This window comes from Alteromonas sp. S167, assembly GCF_036864375.1.
Taxonomy (GTDB): Bacteria; Pseudomonadota; Gammaproteobacteria; order Enterobacterales; family Alteromonadaceae; genus Alteromonas.
Map to the genome: position 1 here is coordinate 594,067 of NZ_JAZETR010000001.1, position 16,758 is coordinate 610,824.

At 43.7% G+C, this 16,758-nt stretch carries 11 protein-coding genes; 3 read left to right on the forward strand and 8 right to left on the reverse strand.

Annotation, left to right across the window (positions count from 1 at the left end; genetic code table 11):
- Window positions 1–29: 29 nt before the first annotated feature.
- From asd to V7R35_RS02555, 4 genes are all read right to left on the reverse strand, one after another.
- Entirely contained in the window at window positions 30–1,154 is a 1,125-nt protein-coding gene (gene asd / locus V7R35_RS02540; RefSeq protein ID WP_334013107.1) for an aspartate-semialdehyde dehydrogenase, read from the reverse strand.
- Between the two features lie 211 nt (window positions 1,155–1,365).
- Window positions 1,366–2,940, reverse strand: coding sequence for a sensor domain-containing diguanylate cyclase (locus tag V7R35_RS02545; RefSeq protein ID WP_334013265.1), 1,575 nt, complete (start codon window positions 2,938–2,940; stop codon window positions 1,366–1,368).
- Window position 2,941: 1 nt separating this feature from the next.
- Entirely contained in the window at window positions 2,942–3,388 is a 447-nt protein-coding gene (locus tag V7R35_RS02550; protein ID WP_334013108.1) for a hypothetical protein, read from the reverse strand.
- Window positions 3,389–3,396: 8 nt separating this feature from the next.
- The gene (locus tag V7R35_RS02555; protein ID WP_334013109.1) at window positions 3,397–4,641 is read right to left on the reverse strand and encodes a hypothetical protein; all 1,245 of its coding nucleotides are present in this window, start codon (window positions 4,639–4,641) and stop codon (window positions 3,397–3,399) included.
- Between the two features lie 275 nt (window positions 4,642–4,916).
- Here V7R35_RS02555 and V7R35_RS02560 point away from each other — a divergent pair, with 275 nt between their 5' ends.
- The gene (locus V7R35_RS02560) at window positions 4,917–5,336 is read left to right on the forward strand and encodes a CBS domain-containing protein (protein ID WP_334013110.1); all 420 of its coding nucleotides are present in this window, start codon (window positions 4,917–4,919) and stop codon (window positions 5,334–5,336) included.
- A 39-nt stretch (window positions 5,337–5,375) separates the two neighbouring features.
- Here V7R35_RS02560 and V7R35_RS02565 read toward each other — a convergent pair whose 3' ends face one another.
- Together V7R35_RS02565 and V7R35_RS02570 are read right to left on the reverse strand one after the other, a co-directional pair.
- A complete protein-coding gene (locus tag V7R35_RS02565) occupies window positions 5,376–8,423 on the reverse strand; it encodes an efflux RND transporter permease subunit (protein ID WP_334013111.1) in 3,048 nt (1,015 codons plus the stop codon).
- Window positions 8,424–8,426: 3 nt separating this feature from the next.
- Entirely contained in the window at window positions 8,427–9,509 is a 1,083-nt protein-coding gene (locus tag V7R35_RS02570) for an efflux RND transporter periplasmic adaptor subunit (protein ID WP_334013112.1), read from the reverse strand.
- A gap of 165 nt (window positions 9,510–9,674) precedes the next feature.
- On the opposite strand from V7R35_RS02570, the gene V7R35_RS02575 reads away from it, so the two are divergent.
- Entirely contained in the window at window positions 9,675–10,286 is a 612-nt protein-coding gene (locus V7R35_RS02575) for a TetR/AcrR family transcriptional regulator (protein WP_334013113.1), read from the forward strand.
- Window positions 10,287–10,674: 388 nt separating this feature from the next.
- The gene (locus V7R35_RS02580) at window positions 10,675–12,753 is read left to right on the forward strand and encodes a TonB-dependent receptor (protein ID WP_334013114.1); all 2,079 of its coding nucleotides are present in this window, start codon (window positions 10,675–10,677) and stop codon (window positions 12,751–12,753) included.
- Between the two features lie 226 nt (window positions 12,754–12,979).
- Here V7R35_RS02580 and V7R35_RS02585 read toward each other — a convergent pair whose 3' ends face one another.
- Window positions 12,980–13,468 carry a GNAT family N-acetyltransferase gene (locus V7R35_RS02585; protein WP_334013115.1) on the reverse strand — a complete coding sequence of 163 codons (489 nt, stop codon included), beginning with the start codon at window positions 13,466–13,468 and terminating at the stop codon, window positions 12,980–12,982.
- A 109-nt stretch (window positions 13,469–13,577) separates the two neighbouring features.
- Entirely contained in the window at window positions 13,578–16,757 is a 3,180-nt protein-coding gene (locus V7R35_RS02590; protein ID WP_334013116.1) for an efflux RND transporter permease subunit, read from the reverse strand.
- Window position 16,758 lies beyond the last annotated feature (1 nt).

Consider the following 16,758-nt stretch of genomic DNA (forward strand, 5'->3'; position numbering starts at 1 on the left):
GTTTTTCCTCGCCTAAAGCGAATTATTTTCTAAACATTTTCTAACACGATACGCAGCATTCTTCTTAGCGGCTCTGCTGCGCCCCATAAAAGCTGGTCGCCAACCGTAAAGGCAGAAATATATTCAGGCCCCATCGTAAGTTTACGAATACGTCCTACTGGAATAGACAAGGTGCCAGTAACTTTTGCTGGCGTAAGCTCTTGCATGGTTACATCGCGGTCGTTAGGAATAACTTTTACCCACGCGTTATGTTCAGCAAGTATGCGCTCTATTTCATCTATTGGAAGGTCTTTTTTAAGCTTTAACGTAACCGCTTGGCTGTGACAACGCATAGCACCTACGCGAACGCAAATACCGTCAATAGGCACTTCAGGTCCTTGTGTACCCAGTATTTTGTTAGCTTCAGCTTGCGCTTTCCATTCTTCTCTACTTTGGCCTGAGGGAAGCTGAGAATCGATGTACGGAATTAAACTGCCCGCTAACGGCACGCCAAATCGTTCACTGGGATAGTCATCACTGCGTATAAACTCAGACACCTGCTCATCAATGTCTAAAATTGCGGTAGCCGGGTCGTCAATCTTGTCTTTTACATTGGTATGAATAGCGCCCATCTGGCTAATGAGTTCACGCATATGTTTAGCACCTGAACCTGACGCAGCTTGATACGTCATAGGTGATGCCCATTCAACGAGGCCTTTTTCAAACAAGCCACCCAACGCCAGTAGCATAAGTGAGACCGTGCAGTTTCCGCCAACAAAGGTGCGTTTGCCACTGGCAATACCATTGTCGATTTCTTTTCTGTTTACTGGATCTAGCACAATAACGGCGTCATCTTTCATGCGTAAAGCCGACGCTGCGTCAATCCAATATCCATTCCAGCCCGTTGCACGAAGGTCGTTATAAACGGCTTTGGTATAGTCGCCGCCTTGGCACGTAATGATAATGTCTTGCTTAGCTAATACTTCAATATCAAAGGCGTCCTCAAGAACTCCTGCATCTTTACCTGTGAAATTTGGTGCTGCACTGCCTTTTTGAGAGGTAGTGAAAAAGGTGGGCTCGATGTGCGCAAAATCTTGCTCTTGCTGCATGCGCTGCATCAATACTGAGCCAACCATGCCTCGCCAGCCCACTAAACCTACTTTTTGTTGTGACATTTAACTGAAAACCTTGTTGCAAATGGATGAGTAAACGTAAGTCATTAGCCAAAACGCAATGCTTACACAATACCTGTCGTCATTATTATTGTGATGGCAGTCTAAGGCTAAAAGATGAAACTGACTAGATGGTTTTTTATAAATAATCTTTCGACGTTATACGATAAACAAAGGTGGGCAATATTTGCGCGTGCTAAATGTAAGCTCACATTTACTCACCGGGTTCGGCGAAGAATAAATAGTCTTCAGGTGCCGATACCTTGTTCTGTTTCGCTTTATACATAGCAACATCCGCAAGTTTTATTAGCGTGCTCATATCGCTGGTCATCGATGGGAAGAAAGCAACGCCTACGCTCATAGACACAAAAGTAGGGTTATTGTCGTTCTCAAAATAGAAAGGTTGTTTCACCGCTTCGTTAACCTTGGTGATGGCTTTTGTTACAGAGGCTTCGTCATCCGCCTGCAATAGCAGAACAAACTCATCGCCACCCCATCTAATGGCAACGTCATTTTTACGTATGGTGTCTTTTAGTTGCTGAGACACAAATACCAGCACTTCGTCACCAGCATCGTGTCCAAAAATGTCATTCACCGCTTTAAAACCATTTAAATCGATAAGTGCCAATGCAAAGTTGTGCCCTTTATTCATTAGCTTTGCAATCAGCTTCTCGCCACCATTTCGGTTGTATATGCCTGTTAATGCGTCGAAGTCCGCCTGAAGCGCTAGCTTTTGCAGCTCTTGTTTTCGGCTTGATATATCAATTAACGTAAGCTGATAAAAGCGCTCGCCGTTTTCGGTCAATAGCGGGTTGGCAATTAACTGCACCCACATAGTGTCTACGTTAGCACTTGTATTTAACTTGAACTCTCCTGTGGCAAACTCGTTTCTTTTGAATGCCTCGTTCAGTGTATTTTTCACAACAGTGGGTTGCTCAAAAAGCTCTTCAAGTAGCTCGCCATAATCTTGCTTTACGCCCAACCCGATTTTTTCGACAAGTTCGTTAAACGCTTTGTTTCTAAGCTCTATAAATCCGTGCTCTGTCATTAACACAATAGAAGACTTCGCGTTTTCAAAAAGCATTCGAAAGCGCTTTTCTAAAAACTCTATTTCTTCGCGCAATTGGCGCTCTTGCGTAAACTGTTCTTCTACCTTGCCCAACAATTTGTTGGTGTCTTTTACCAACGTGCCTATTTCGCTGCGCTTGTGATAGCGTGGTACATTAATACGCTGTGATGTGCCTGGTTTTATCTTATTAAGCGAACGACCCACTCTTAACATCGGTGCAATCGTAACGTAATAGGTAATTATTAATGCGACAAACCCCACAACTAATGAAGACACGTAAAGTGAGAAGCTGTTGTCGACACTGATTTCACCGGCTTGCTTAATGATGTAATTGAAGTCGGGATAAACATTCACTTCAGCCAATGTGTCTTCGGGAATAAACGGGTGACGCACTACAAAAACACGAGGTTCAGTGTTTCTGTTTATTGCGTTTGTAACGTTGACTTGGTAATACAGCGTTTCGCTTTTGATAGATGCTGCGAGAATTTTATTACTCTTCACCAAACCATTTATAGCTTCTTTAGCTAGGTCTTCATCTTCCAAAAACGCAGCAATCGACGCCGTAGCAGATACGGTTTCATACAGCTCTTTGATATCACTGTTGGCCTCACTTATTTCATTTTCGAATGTGGTGCGATAGAAAAATTCGGCGGTAACAATAACGACGAGCACCGACGCTGCAACAAGAAAAAGTGAAAAGCGGACACCTAAACCATGCACATTAATCAAAACGATATACTACCTTCATTTTGTCAGTTACTTTAGATTCGTAAATATAGGCCAGCGCGGAACTGTCGTTGTTAATACGCTGTTCAATATCGTCTAATGTTTGTTCAACAGCCGGTGGCTTCGCTCTACCTGAGAATTTCAAGCGCGACCAATAGGCGTTGACACGGGCTAGTGGTAAACCTACCAATGCCCTATAAAACGTTTCTTTTAAATTACTGTCTTTTTCTACGTCTATTGGCGTTGCGCGTTCACCATTTGGAAATGCAGAGTATTTACCCATGTATAAATCAATAAGCCCTTTTTTGTCTATTGATTGAATGGTGTTGTTCTGACTAGTTACAACAACAATAGTTTCCTGTGCGTACGCAAACTTTGTGCTTGTAAACAACACTAAAATACCAATAAACAGCATAGTGGAGCAGGTTGTAAATAACTTCATGTCTACTCCTAAAAGCTAAAGCTTAGTCCTAGAAACAAAGTATGTGCGACGCTCTCTTCTCCATTTATGACGAGGTCATCACGTGCTCTTAAGCCGCCTCCTCTTTCATCTATATCGGTACGTTCAATTTGCGCTTTAAATGCTAAGTTTTCTTTTAAATCCCATCGCCAACCTACAGAAAATGATTGTTGGCTATGAGCTAGAGAGTTTGCAACCTCTTCTGCCAGTGCGGCGAGCTGCAACGTGTTAGCGTTTATAGGGAAGTCAGGTCGCTCTTCGCCTATGTAGTAAGCATCTGTATCGGCAAACGAGTAAAGGGCGTAAAACGTGTGCGCACCATAAAAATAGCTTAAATTAAAGAAGCCGTTTATTGAATGGCGTAACCCAATAGAGGTAGAGTCAATATGCGATAGCTCACCCGATAACTCCCACTCACCCAAAAATCGGTTAAAGTATAGAGAGGTATATTCAATGTCAGCGCCTTCAGTTGACAACTCTCTTGCATACGCAGTTGCACCGCTCCAAATTGGTTGTAATTGCGCTACTGATTCTGATACGAAATTAGCCCCAGGTGATGCATTTTCGGCTTCGGTTTTGGTGTGTTTTAAAGCAACGCTCCAGTCAAGGGAGGTTAGCTCAATGCCTAAGGTGTACAAGTTGTCGAACTGTATAGGAACAAAGTCATCGCTAGTAAAGTCACTCTCACCTTTCCCAAAAAAGGCTTTAAGCGACAACTCGAAATTATCGTAGGGTTTTAAATAGGAAACGTCTGCGCCATCTAAGCTTCGACTCGGTACAATACCATAAACTTCCGTCGGTACTTTTACCCATGGATAGGCAATTGATACATCCCGTGTATCGCTAAAGTGAAAAATATCTGCTGCAACTCTTCCAGCTCTTAATTGCCATGACGGCGAAAGCTGGTAACGCAAGAAGGCCATTTGCGTTATTGAGTCGAGCTTTTGAAAATCTTGGTCGCGATAAACAAACTGGCCAACGAAGTCGAGCTTATCTGTAATGCGATAATCTATTTGAACACCAATTGAGCTCAACGGCCTAAAAGCAAAGCCGTCTTTTTTCGCCTTAGCGTCTTGTGAACGGTCGTTTCGAAACTCAAAATTGTTTGTGTCAGCTGTTGCAGTTGCAATAGTTCCGAACCCGCTAATATTAAGTCTTTCTTGTTCGGCCGAAGCATTAAATGCTGCCATGCCGCTGCAAAGTAGTGCGATTGCCGAAAACTGTCCTTTAATCATTCATACTTACCTAAGATGAAAAACATCATTAATTGTTTCAATAGTTTCATACTGTTAAGCATTCAACACAGACTAAAGGATAGTAAAGATTTGAGAAATGGAAAAAGGTTAGAGCGAGAAAGCACGCAATTTAATTTGATATGGCGCAAAGAAAACACCGAGTAAAGAACAATAAGAAATGGGGAGCTTGTAAAAAAGTACACTCATTTCTACGCTATTAGTAATGTGTTAGTCATCTTATGTAAGCTATTACTCTATAAAGGATAGAAGTGATAATGAGCATTTCACAAATAATGTCTACCCGTGTTGTTAGCGTTCATATGGACGACAGTTTGCAGTCGTTACGCGAGCTGTTTGCTGCTACTGGTTTTCATCATTTAGTGGTCGTAAATGACAACATACTTAAAGGTATTATTTCCGACAGAGATTTGATGAAAGCGGTAAGTCCATTCGTGGATACTATTAGTGAGCGCATGCTAGACCGCGCCACGCTTGACAAAAAGGCTCACCAAATTATGACGCGTGAGGTGATTACCCTCACATCAAACGATTCTATTTACACTGCTATTACACTGTTTAACCAGAATAAAATTTCTTGTATCCCAATAATAAACGAGAAAAAGCACCCAGTTGGCATCGTAAGCTGGCGCGATGTCATGAAATACATGCAGTCGCGTATAGAGGCAAAAAGATAGTGCGCACTGGCAGAAAATTTTCGCCGCCAGTGCGTTTTTTTAAGCTTGGCTGTTTCTATAACTTACTTTAAATAGCAGGCTATAGAGCACTGGCACTGCAACTAACGTTAATACTGTCGCAAATGCTAGTCCACCCATAATAGTCACCGCCATGTCTGCGAAAAATGCGTCGAACAACAATGGCGCCATACCCAGTATGGTGGTGACAGCTGCTAATGCCACAGGCCTTACACGGCTGAGGGTTGCTTCTACAATAGCGTTGTGTATTGCTAGCCCTTCTTCAATTTGAAGATCGATTTCTTCTATAAGCACAATGGCGTTTTTAATAAGCATGCCGAACAAACTTAGGAAGCCAAGTAAAGACATAAAGCCAAAGGGCATATCAGTAGACAGCAAACCTGTCACCACGCCGACAATGGCCATAGGTACTACTAACCAAATAATAAGCGGCTGACGAGCACGACCAAATAGCAATACTGAAATAATAAACATCACCAAGAAGCCTGCTGGCAAACCTGCACCAAGTGCTTGCTGTGCTTCACTTGAACTTTCAAATTCGCCACCCCATTCAAGGTGATATCCTGGGGGGAGGGGAATAGCCTCCAACTGCGGGCGCACGCGTGCAAGTGCTTTTGCTGCGGTCTCATTTTCTCCAGGCTCTGCTTCAACAGTAATGGTGCGAAGTCTGTCTTTTCGATGTATGCGCATTTCTTCTGTCATTAACTCAAGGCCATGAGATACTTGAGTAAACGGCACATATTGACGTTGCTGCGACGACCAAACCTGAGATTCACGAATAGACTGGAGTTCATCGTTTTCAGCGTTACCCATTTTAGCAATAATACTGTAAGCATAATCACCATCTTGCACAGTACCTAGCTGTACGCCATTGCTGGCGTATTGAACGGTTTGGCTAAAGTCACTGTGTGATACGCCCGCAATACCGGCATTATAGTTGTCGAACTGTGTATTAATTGCAAAGCCTTTCTCTCGCCAGTTGTGTCTAATGTCGATGATATTACCGTCTGCATACAGTTTTGCTTTTGCTTCTTCAGCAAGCTGGCGTAGCACTTCTGTATCTGGGCCAGAAAAACGCGCTTCTAACTTTGCACCTGAGCCCGGGCCAAACTGCATGCGTTCCATGTAGAAGTTGGCGTCTAAATCTAAATCGTTTAGCTGGTTGTCAAGCTTAGCTTGAATAGCAGGAATGTCGCTTAGCTCATCAGCTCGCACAATAAAAAACGCATAATTTTCATTTGCACTCTTAGGCGAGTAAGTAAGCGTAAATCGGTCGGCACCCTGACCAACAAACGTGGTTACTGCAGTTACATTATCTAGTGCTAACATACGCTGCTCTGCAGCTTTGGCGATGTTTTCTGTGGTACGAATATCGCGGTCTTGTGGACCCCAATAATGCACGAAGAAAAGGGGAGCATTCGATGGTGGGAAGAAGCCTTGCTTCACCATACCAAAGCTTCCGTATGCCGCGACGGTAATTAACACTAGTGCACCAATAGTCACCCAGCGCAGTTTTAGTGCACCAAGCAACGTACCTTTGAACCAACGCTGCATGGCAGACGGTTTTGTGTTACTCGATTGGGAAAACCCTTTGCGGTAAAAATGTGCACCCAACACGGGTACAAGCGTAACTGCTAGCACCCAGCTGATCATCAAAGAAACAAGCACTACAGCGAACAATGAGTAAAGGAATTCACCGGTAGCATCGTTCGATAACCCGATACCAGAAAAGGCGGCAATTCCTATCACTGTGGCGCCCAGTAACGGCCATTGCGTACGTTTAACAATAAAGCTTGCAGCTTCTTTTGCTGTTGCGCCTGTGGCCATACGAAGCATCATACCTTCCGCAACTACGATGGCGTTATCTACCAGCATTCCCATGGCAATTACCATGGCGCCTAGCGAAATACGCTGAAGCTGAATACCCATAAGCCACATTACTAAAATAGTACCTAACACGGTTACCAATAATACGGAGCCAACAACTACGCCAGAGCGCCAGCCCATAAACAAACACAGCGTTAGCGTTACCACAGCAACCGACATAATAAGGTTGTTTATAAAGCCGGTCACTGACTCATCAACCACTGAGGCCTGGTCGTATATTGGAGTAAGCGTTATGCCGACAGGAAGTTGCTTTAGCAAAGCATCAACCTTCGCATTCACTCTTTTACCTACATCAACAATGTTAACATCAGTTAACGCCGACACACTAAGCGTAAGGGCTTCTTCTCCGTTGTAGCGCACTAATACAGGCTGTATATCAGCAGGCTCTAACTTTAACGTTGCCACGTCAGCAACACGCAAGGAGCGGTTGGTGCCGGGTATGACCACAGAAAGGTTGGAAATCTCTTCCAATCTATCGGGGGCCCGTTCAACAATTAGACGTACGTTCTTTTCATCCACTTTTACGCGCCCGCCATTGAATGGACGCAAGTTATCCTCAAAAAGTTTTGCTAAGTCTGGAAAAGAAATGCCTAAACCGGCCAGTTGATAGGGGTTGATATAAGCGACTATCTGCTCTTTTTGTACACCCGTAACATTTACTTTGGCAACACCGCTGGTGGTTAACAAATCTCGTCGAATAATACGTGCAAACTCGCGTAGTTCTCGGGTGTCAAAATCGGGAGCACTTAACGCGTAATATAGTCCGTAAACGTCACCAAAGTCATCGAACACAACAGGAGCTCTAGCGCCAACGGGTAAAGAGCTTTGAATATCTCGAAGACGCTTGCGCAGTTCATCCCACACTTGAGGTAATAAACTACTGTTGTAGGTACTTTTTACTTCAACTGTAATTTCAGAACGACCTGGTGATGAGACCGAAGTAACTTCTTTTAGCTGCGGCATTTGCTGAATCGCAATTTCCAGCCTTTCGGTAACCTCTCGCTCTACTTTTTCAGCACTGGCGCCAGGGTATGCGGTATATACTTTTACTTGTTTGATAGTGAAAGCGGGGTCTTCTAGCCTGCCTATTTTAGACATCGCAAGCATGCCGCCAAGTAGCAGTATAACTACCATAAGCCACACGTTTACGGGTTTGTCGATGGAGTAGCGTGCAATATCCATAAACTACTTTTCTCCCTTATAAGGAAGCACTTTCATTCCATCACGCATTTGCGCGGCACCAGCGGCCACCACACGTTGGCCAAGCTCAACGTTACCCGTTATTACCGCCAGCTTGTTTTCTATATGCTTAACTTCAACAGGTGTTTTTATTACCGATTCAGACTGGTTGTCGTAAAGCCAAACGGCAAAGCCATTATCTTCATTGCCTACTAACGCTTTTACCGGTACCACAAACCCATCGGTAAATAGTGTGCCTTGCAAACCAACTTTTACGACTGCTCTTGCGCCTGGCGTAAGCGGTAACTCTTCTCTTGGCGCCATAGCGAATACTACTTCATAAGTTTGAGAGATTGGATCGGGCTGTGTAGAGTGCTCTACATATTCCACCGCGTACCATTGGTTTCGATTACTTGCCAAGGTTGCACTTGCTCTGTCTATTCCTCTTCCTAAATTCGCTGTTACCAAACGCTCGGGAACGTTAATGTTGAAATAAATTTTTGATACATCTTGAAGCCGCGCGATGGGAGTGCCCGCTGATACAAAGCTATTGTTTTCAACCAACCGTTGCGACACTTTTGCGTTGAAAGGGGCGTACAGCTGCGTATAGCTCAAATCTTCTTGAGCGTTTTTCAAATCAATAACGGCAAGCTCGTAAGACGTTTTCGCTGAGTCTAAGTTACTTTGTGCTACCAAGTTTTGTGAAAACATTTTTTCAATTCTATCAAGCTCTCGCTTGGCTTGTTCAAGGCGCGTTTTAGATTCTTCAACACGTCGCTCGAAGGGTTTTCTATCAATAGTGGCAAGCAGTTTTCCTTCTTTAATATCGCTTCCTGTCACTAGGTCGGTTTGCACAAGACGACCTGACACCTCGAAACTTAAATCAATTGTCTTTACAGCAGACACGACAGCAGGAAATGTAAACTCGTCGAAATCTGGAATAGTGCTTACTGTTGCTAGTTTTACATAGCGCGGAGATGCAGGCTTTTGTTCTAATGCCTCTTCCGTTGTGCAAGCGCTTAAAGAGGTAAGCAACGTAATTGAAAGTAGGCTGGTGAACAGCGTATGAGATATTCGCGTGATGGACATGATGATTGGGTATCCATTTGTATTGATAAAAAAGAGTTACTCTACACACAGGTTACAGGTAAATAATTGTATAAAGTAAACTGGTGAGTGCATTTTAGTGTCGTTGCATTGAAAAGTAAACTGCCCGGTGTAAAATGGCAGTAGGTTTTTTAAAGGACATGTCTTATGACAGGCACAACGCGCACGCGCAGCGATATTAAACGTGAAGCCATAATTCAGGCTGCCACGCAGGCTTTTCAAGAGTTTGGCGTAAATGGCACAAGCATGGATAAGCTAGCAGAACTGGCGAATGTATCGAAGCGCACGGTATACAACCATTTTTCGACAAAAGAAGACCTAGTAATGCACCTTGTTACGCAGCAATGGCAAAGTGCAATTTTAAATACCAAAGCAGACTACAACAGCAACGCGCCGTTGGATAAACAGTTGGTAGCCCTAATTCTGCAAGATATTGAATTTATGGTCAGCGAGTCTCACTTAGATTTAGCACGCGTTGCTATTGGACATTTTTTCTATAAACCCGAGAAATTGAAAGACGAAGTTGCTCAACTAAAAGCACAAGAGACGGCCATGCACCGCTGGTTAAAAGAAGCTAAAGAAGACGGTAAGCTTGGTTTTGATGATTTAGACCGCGTTGTTGATGAAATTGACAGTTTAGTGAAAGGACAGTGCTTTTGGCCGCAGCTATTTAAAATTGAAGATGCACTAAGTGCTGACGATCAAAATAGAATAGCGACAAATATTGCGGCACTTATATTAAGCCGCTACGCAACATGAGCTCGAAGTGAGCCCCACAACTAACACAAACCTCTTAAATCTCACTAACATCACTTATTTATTCTCTAAAAACTGTATAGGCCAGTGACTGACGGCCTATACTTTTGCGCTTTCTTCCTCTGAAACTCTTCCCTTATACCTTTTTCCTTTGCGCATTTATGTCTCTCTTTTTGCTTTTTCTCAATGAATTCATCACCAAACTACAAAAAATATGGCTTTACCTCTCGTCAAGGTAGAAATTTTTCTATATGATGCCAACCGAAAATAACAACGATTCTTATTAGCACTTAGAAAGCGTTTTCGGTTCACACACTCAACGAGCCATTTTCAACGCTTTGCTAAACGCCACACAAACACATTTGAAATGTTTAAAACTTGGAGATGAAAATTGAAGTTTAAACTTACCAGTATTGCTACAGCCGTATTATTGAGCCCTGCAGCGCTAGCTGTTGACTTAGAGAACATCGAGCGTGTAACTATCAATGGACAGTACCTGTCGGTAAACCAGTCGAACTCAATTAAAAGCCCTACACCAATCATTGACGTGCCGCAAAGCTTGTCAATTATGACATCTGAAGAGATCACCGCCCGTGGTATCACAAGCGTTGGTCAAATTATCGATTACATGCCAGGTGTAAATACATCTCAAGGTGAAGGTCACCGTGACGCGGTGGTATTTCGTGGCGTACGCTCTACCGCAGACTTCTACATTGACGGAAACCGCGACGACGTTCAGTATTACCGTGCATTATACAACGTAGAACAGGTAGAAATTCTACGTGGTCCGAACGCGCTATTGTTTGGTCGTGGCGGTACTGGCGGTATTTTTAACCGTGTATCTAAAAAAGCTCAAGTGGGCGAACAGTTTGTAAACTATAACGTGTCAGCTAACACGTTTGGTGCATACAACCTGCAGCTAGATACAAACATTGATACAGGCGATGAGTCTGGCGTACGCATTAACGCAATGTACGAAAGCCTAGATAACCACCGTGATTTCTTCTACGGCGATCGCTACGGCTTCAACCCAACTGCGCGTTTCCAGCTAAGCGACGACACTATTATTGATTTGTCTTATGAGTATATCGACCACGAACGCTTTATCGACCGTGGTATTCCAACTGGCGCAAACGGCGAGCCGGTTGAAGCGTTTGAAGACATTGTATTTGGCGACCCAGATAACAACTACCAAACACTTGACGCAGACGTATTCCGTGCAAACCTACAACACACGTTTTCTGATAACCTAAAAGGTAACTTCAATGCCTTTTACGGTGACTACGATAAAGTATACGCTACCTTCTATGCTGCAGGTTTCGACCCAGAAACAAACGTAGCAACTCTTGATGGTTACATCGATACAACGCAGCGTGAAAACCTTATTTTGAGTGCTAACCTTGTCGGTGAATTTGCGACGGGCAGCATTGAACATACGGTGATTTTTGGCGGTGAAATGATTAACACCAAGTCAAACCAAGACCGTTTTAACCCAGTGTTCGATTCAACCGGTAACGATAAAGAAGCATTTAACGTTATGCGACCACTAAGCTTCCGTGGCCTTCAAGGCGTGAATGCGGATGGCGTGAATGTAACAACGGCTTTCTCTGCACTTAACGACGATACGCATGTTGACCTAGACGTTTACTCGTTCTACGTACAAGATGAAATTGCGCTATCTGAAAACTTCGACCTAGTACTAGGTGCACGTTTCGACAGCTTCGATATTGAAGTATTCAACGTTGCAGCAGATGAGCTTCGCAACAGAACTGACGAAGAAGTATCTCCACGTGCAGGTGTGGTTTACAAGCCTCAAGAAAATATCTCAATTTACGCAAGCTACAGCGAGTCTTTCTTGCCGCGTTCTGGCGAGCAATACGCGAACATCAATGGTGACGCAGACCAGCTTGATCCAGATACATTTACTAACCAGGAAATTGGTATTAAATGGGACTTCATGGAAGGTTTAAGCTTCACTGCGGCAATCTTTGAGAACGAGCAAGTATCACTTGATAACGATCCGAACGACCCTGAAGGCTTTGTTGAAGTTGATTCAGACGTGTCTGGTTTCGAGCTTCAACTTCAAGGTTACGTAACAGAAAAACTTCACATTACTGCAAACTACAGCAACCTTGACGGTGAAAACTCTGACGGCGTAGCGCTACGTGAGCTACCAGAGAACACGTTCTCGGTATGGGCTGCTTATGAAGTAAGTGACGTATTTGGTTTTGGTGTTGGTGCAACCTACCAAGATGAAAGCTTCATCTTGACCGCTGATAATTCACCAGTGCTACCTAGCTATGTACGTGTTGATGCATCTGCATACTACGACATCAACAGTGACATGCGCTTACAGCTAAACGTTGAGAACCTAACTGATGAGCTTTACTTCCCGAATGCTCACTCACGTCACCAAGCAACAGTTGGCGCACCAATTAACGCGCGTCTTTCATTAATTGGTTCGTTCTAATATTTATTAAGCCTAGCGTTTAATATTGAAAAGCCATGTAGTAATACATGGCTTTTTTTGTTGTCTGTAAGCTAGTGCTGCGACTACGTTTTAAGCAGTAACTAAGCACAGTATGTTAATAGAGGAGTAGGTGAATAAGGCGCATCGAAATACGAATGTTTCTAAATAAGCCAGTTTCTAATTAAAAAAGTAGCTAAATAGAAAATTTCTAAGTATAAAAATAATGTCAGCCGTTGTTAGCAAAGTCGATTAACGTTTGTCCGTCCATACGATAGCCTAGCCATTCACTTTTAGGTTTTGCGCCAAGCGATTCATAAAAATCGATAGCAGGTTTGTTCCAGTCTAAAACGCTCCACTCAAAACGCCCGCAGTTGTTCTCTACTGCAATCTTCGCAAGGTGCTGCAATAATGCTTTGCCCGCACCCATACCACGAGAAGCCACAGACACATAAAGGTCTTCTAAATAAAGCCCGTTTCTGCCTTGCCATGTTGAGTAATTAAAGAAATACACAGCAAACCCAATTGCAGAGCCATTGCTTTCGCACATTACACAGTGTGCCGTTGCGCCAGGGCCAAACAGCGTGTTGTGTAAGTCTGCTTCAGAGGCCTCAACTTCATGCTCCGCTTTTTCATAAATGGCGAGCTCAAGTATAAACTGGCGTATTTGTGCAATATCGTCAGGTGTGGCCTTTCTAATCGAAACCGCGTTAGTCATGAGAGTGTCCTTTTTCTGTGGTCAAAAAAAATCAGCCTTGTGGAAGGCTGATTTTGACATTTAAAAACGTTATCTACGCTAAATCAAAACGGTAAAAGAGTATACCCGTTTAATCAACAGCGCTACTGGTTTGTGGTGCGCCGCTTAGCGTGTCGCTACTTGTATTCGACGATGCTTTACGTCTTGATACCGTGCGCTTTATGTAAGAGAACGGACCACGTAAGTCTAGTAAAATAACATATAAGCACGGCACTAAAATAAGCGTAACCAATGTGGCGTAAAGTACAGCGAAACCTAACGCAACGGCCATTGGAATTACAAACGCAGCCTGTAGACTTGTTTCAAACATTATTGGCAGCACGCCCGCGAAGGTTGTAATAGAGGTAAGCGTAATGGCCCTAAAGCGTGCCGTACCTGCTTCTACTACCGCTTCTTTAACACTGTAACCCTGTGCCCGTCGCTGATTCACAAAGTCTGTCATTACCAGCGAGTCGTTTATTACTACACCGGCAGCAGCAATAAGGCCAAATGTAGACATCATCGAAAGGTCGAGGCCCAATAGGTAATGGCCCCAAATTGCGCCGGTAAGGCTAAACGGAATCACCGACATAATTATGAGCGGTTGGCCATAACTTTTTAGCGGTACCGCCAGAAGAATGTATACCATGATCATAGCCGCTAGGAAGAACAGGATTTGCTCGTTTTGTTGTGCTTGCTGTTCTTCAATGTCACCACCTAGCTCTGTCATTACGCTAGGGAATTGTTCTTGAAGTTGTGGAAGTAGCTTCTCTTGAATTTCATCCACAACCTCATTTGGCTCAACTTTTTCTTCGTCGATGTTGCCCCAAACGTACACACTGCGATAACCACCTTCACGGCGAATGTAGCTAATACCTGGCTTCTCCTCTAGAACAACAACGTCGCCTAACATTACATCCTCGCCAGAAGGCGTTTTTATCAAGGTGTATTTAAGGTCGGCAAAGCGTTCGCGAGTAAGCTCTGGGTAGCGCACCATCACGCGTACTTCTTCACCATTGCGAAGTACTCGCTGCGCTTCGCCACCATAAAAGCCTGCACCCACTTGCGATGCCACACTCGACAGCGTTAAACCTAAGTCATAAGCAACCGGTAGAAGTTTCATTTGCACTTCTTTGCTAGGTGGGTCAATGGTTGAGCTAACGTCAAATAGTCCTTCTTGCTGCTGCAGCATTTCAATAAATTTAAGGCCAGCAGCATTTAACGTATCTATATCTGGACCAAACAGAAGGTACCCAAATTCACCGTCACCGTTGCCGTTATCACCGTTTACATCGTCAATAACGGTAAATGACTTCATGCCGGCAATTTCGGGTATTGCAGCACGCCAGCGACGTGCAAGTTCGAAGGTATCGATAGGGCGCGCATCTTCATTGACCAAAGGCGCAAGAATACGACCCTCTGAGCGACCATCGTTGAAGACCAAACGGTCTCTGATCATACCGGTGCCAAATTCGTTAATGATGTCTTCCTCAACATCTAAAATTGTTTGTTCAACAATTCTTAACGCGTTAATGGTAGTCATATCAGACACGTTTTCATTCATTTCGATGCGAACGCTAGGGAAGTCGTGAGGCACCTTAGGATTAGGCACCATGCGCACATAGTTCGCGTTTATTAAGCCGAAGCTAAGCATAAGTAGCGCAATAAACATCATTAACACCGCCCAACGCCAATTAATAGCCCGCTCAACGGTGCGTTTATATGGGCCGTTTACAAAAGCAAAAAAGCGTTTGTTGAAGCGAGAACGCCAGCCGTTTGGTTTTACTTCTGAAAACGTAGTGTGAGCAATATGCGCAGGTAAGATAAGCTTCGATTCAATTAAACTGAAAACCAAGCATAAGATAACCACTACAGCTATGTTGTAAAAGAAAGCGCCTTCAGGGCCACTACTTAACGTAAATGGAGCAAATACTGCAATGGTCGTTAACACCCCAAATGTAGCAGGGGTTGCTACACGCTTTGCACCACGAATAACGTTGTCTATGCCGCCGCCTTTGCTTTCTATTTCGGTGTAGGCGCTTTCTCCTATAACTATGGCGTCGTCTACCACAATACCCAGTACCATAATAAACGCGAATAGCGACAAAATATTAATGCTTACACCAAACAATGGCATTAGCATCATCGCGCCAAGGAAACAAACTGGAAGGCCAATCATTACCCAAAGTGCAAGTCTGAAGCGTAAGAACAGGGTGAGCATAAACGCAACTAATACAGAGCCCTGCACTAAGTTAGACAGCATCATGTCTAGGCGAGCATTAAGGTAGTAGGTCATATCTACCAATATCTCTAGACTAATGCCTTCAGGTAAGGTTTCGTTCTTTTGTTCAATATAGGCTTTAACCGTTTCAGCAACAGGAATGGTGTTTTGCGTTTTAGTGGCTTTTACTGCGATATACATGGCATTCATGCCGTTGTATTTAAAGTAGCGTTCGCCTTCAACAAATCCGTCGTTTATATAAGCAACATCACCTAGCGTAACACGGGCACCACTTGCACCAATCTTAACTGGGATCTGGCGGAATTCTTCTCCGCTGTAGTATTGATTCTCAACACGAACCGAAACAATGCCTGAATTGGTGCGAAGCTGACCCGCTGACATATTTGCTGAATAGTTATTAATGGCGCTCGTAATATCACTAATATTCAGCCCGTATTTACGCAGCGTATCGGGCTTAATTTCAATGGCAATCTCATCATTAGGCGCATTTACCGTCACCAAAGACACTGAACCTAATTGAAGTAGTTCGTCTTCCACTTCTTTTGCCAGTACTTTTAATTCGGAAAGGGGAAGGTCACCCACTAGAGGCATTTCAATAACTTGCTGCTGAAACTCCACTTGCGATATGGTTAATGGCTCCATATCTGCGGGAAAAGTAGCAATACTGTCTACACGCAGCTTCACTTTATCAAGAACGTCGGTAAGTTCAGCTTTTGTGTCAATTTCAAGCGTTACCGCACCGCCACCACGTCTTGCTCGGGAAACGGTTCGCTTTATTTCCGTTATATCTTTAAGCGCTTCTTCAACCTTTATGAAGATACTTTCTTCAATTTCCTGAGGTGAAGCTCCGGGGTAACTTGCTTCTACATTAATGTAGTTAATTTCGATGTTGGGAAACATCTGGCGCTGAATGGTGAAATAGCTAGCCACACCCATAATGATGATAAAAATCATCAACAGATTTGCGGCAACTGAATTGCGCGCAAACCATGCAATTAAGCCAGTTTGAGGATCGTTTTTATTGTCCATG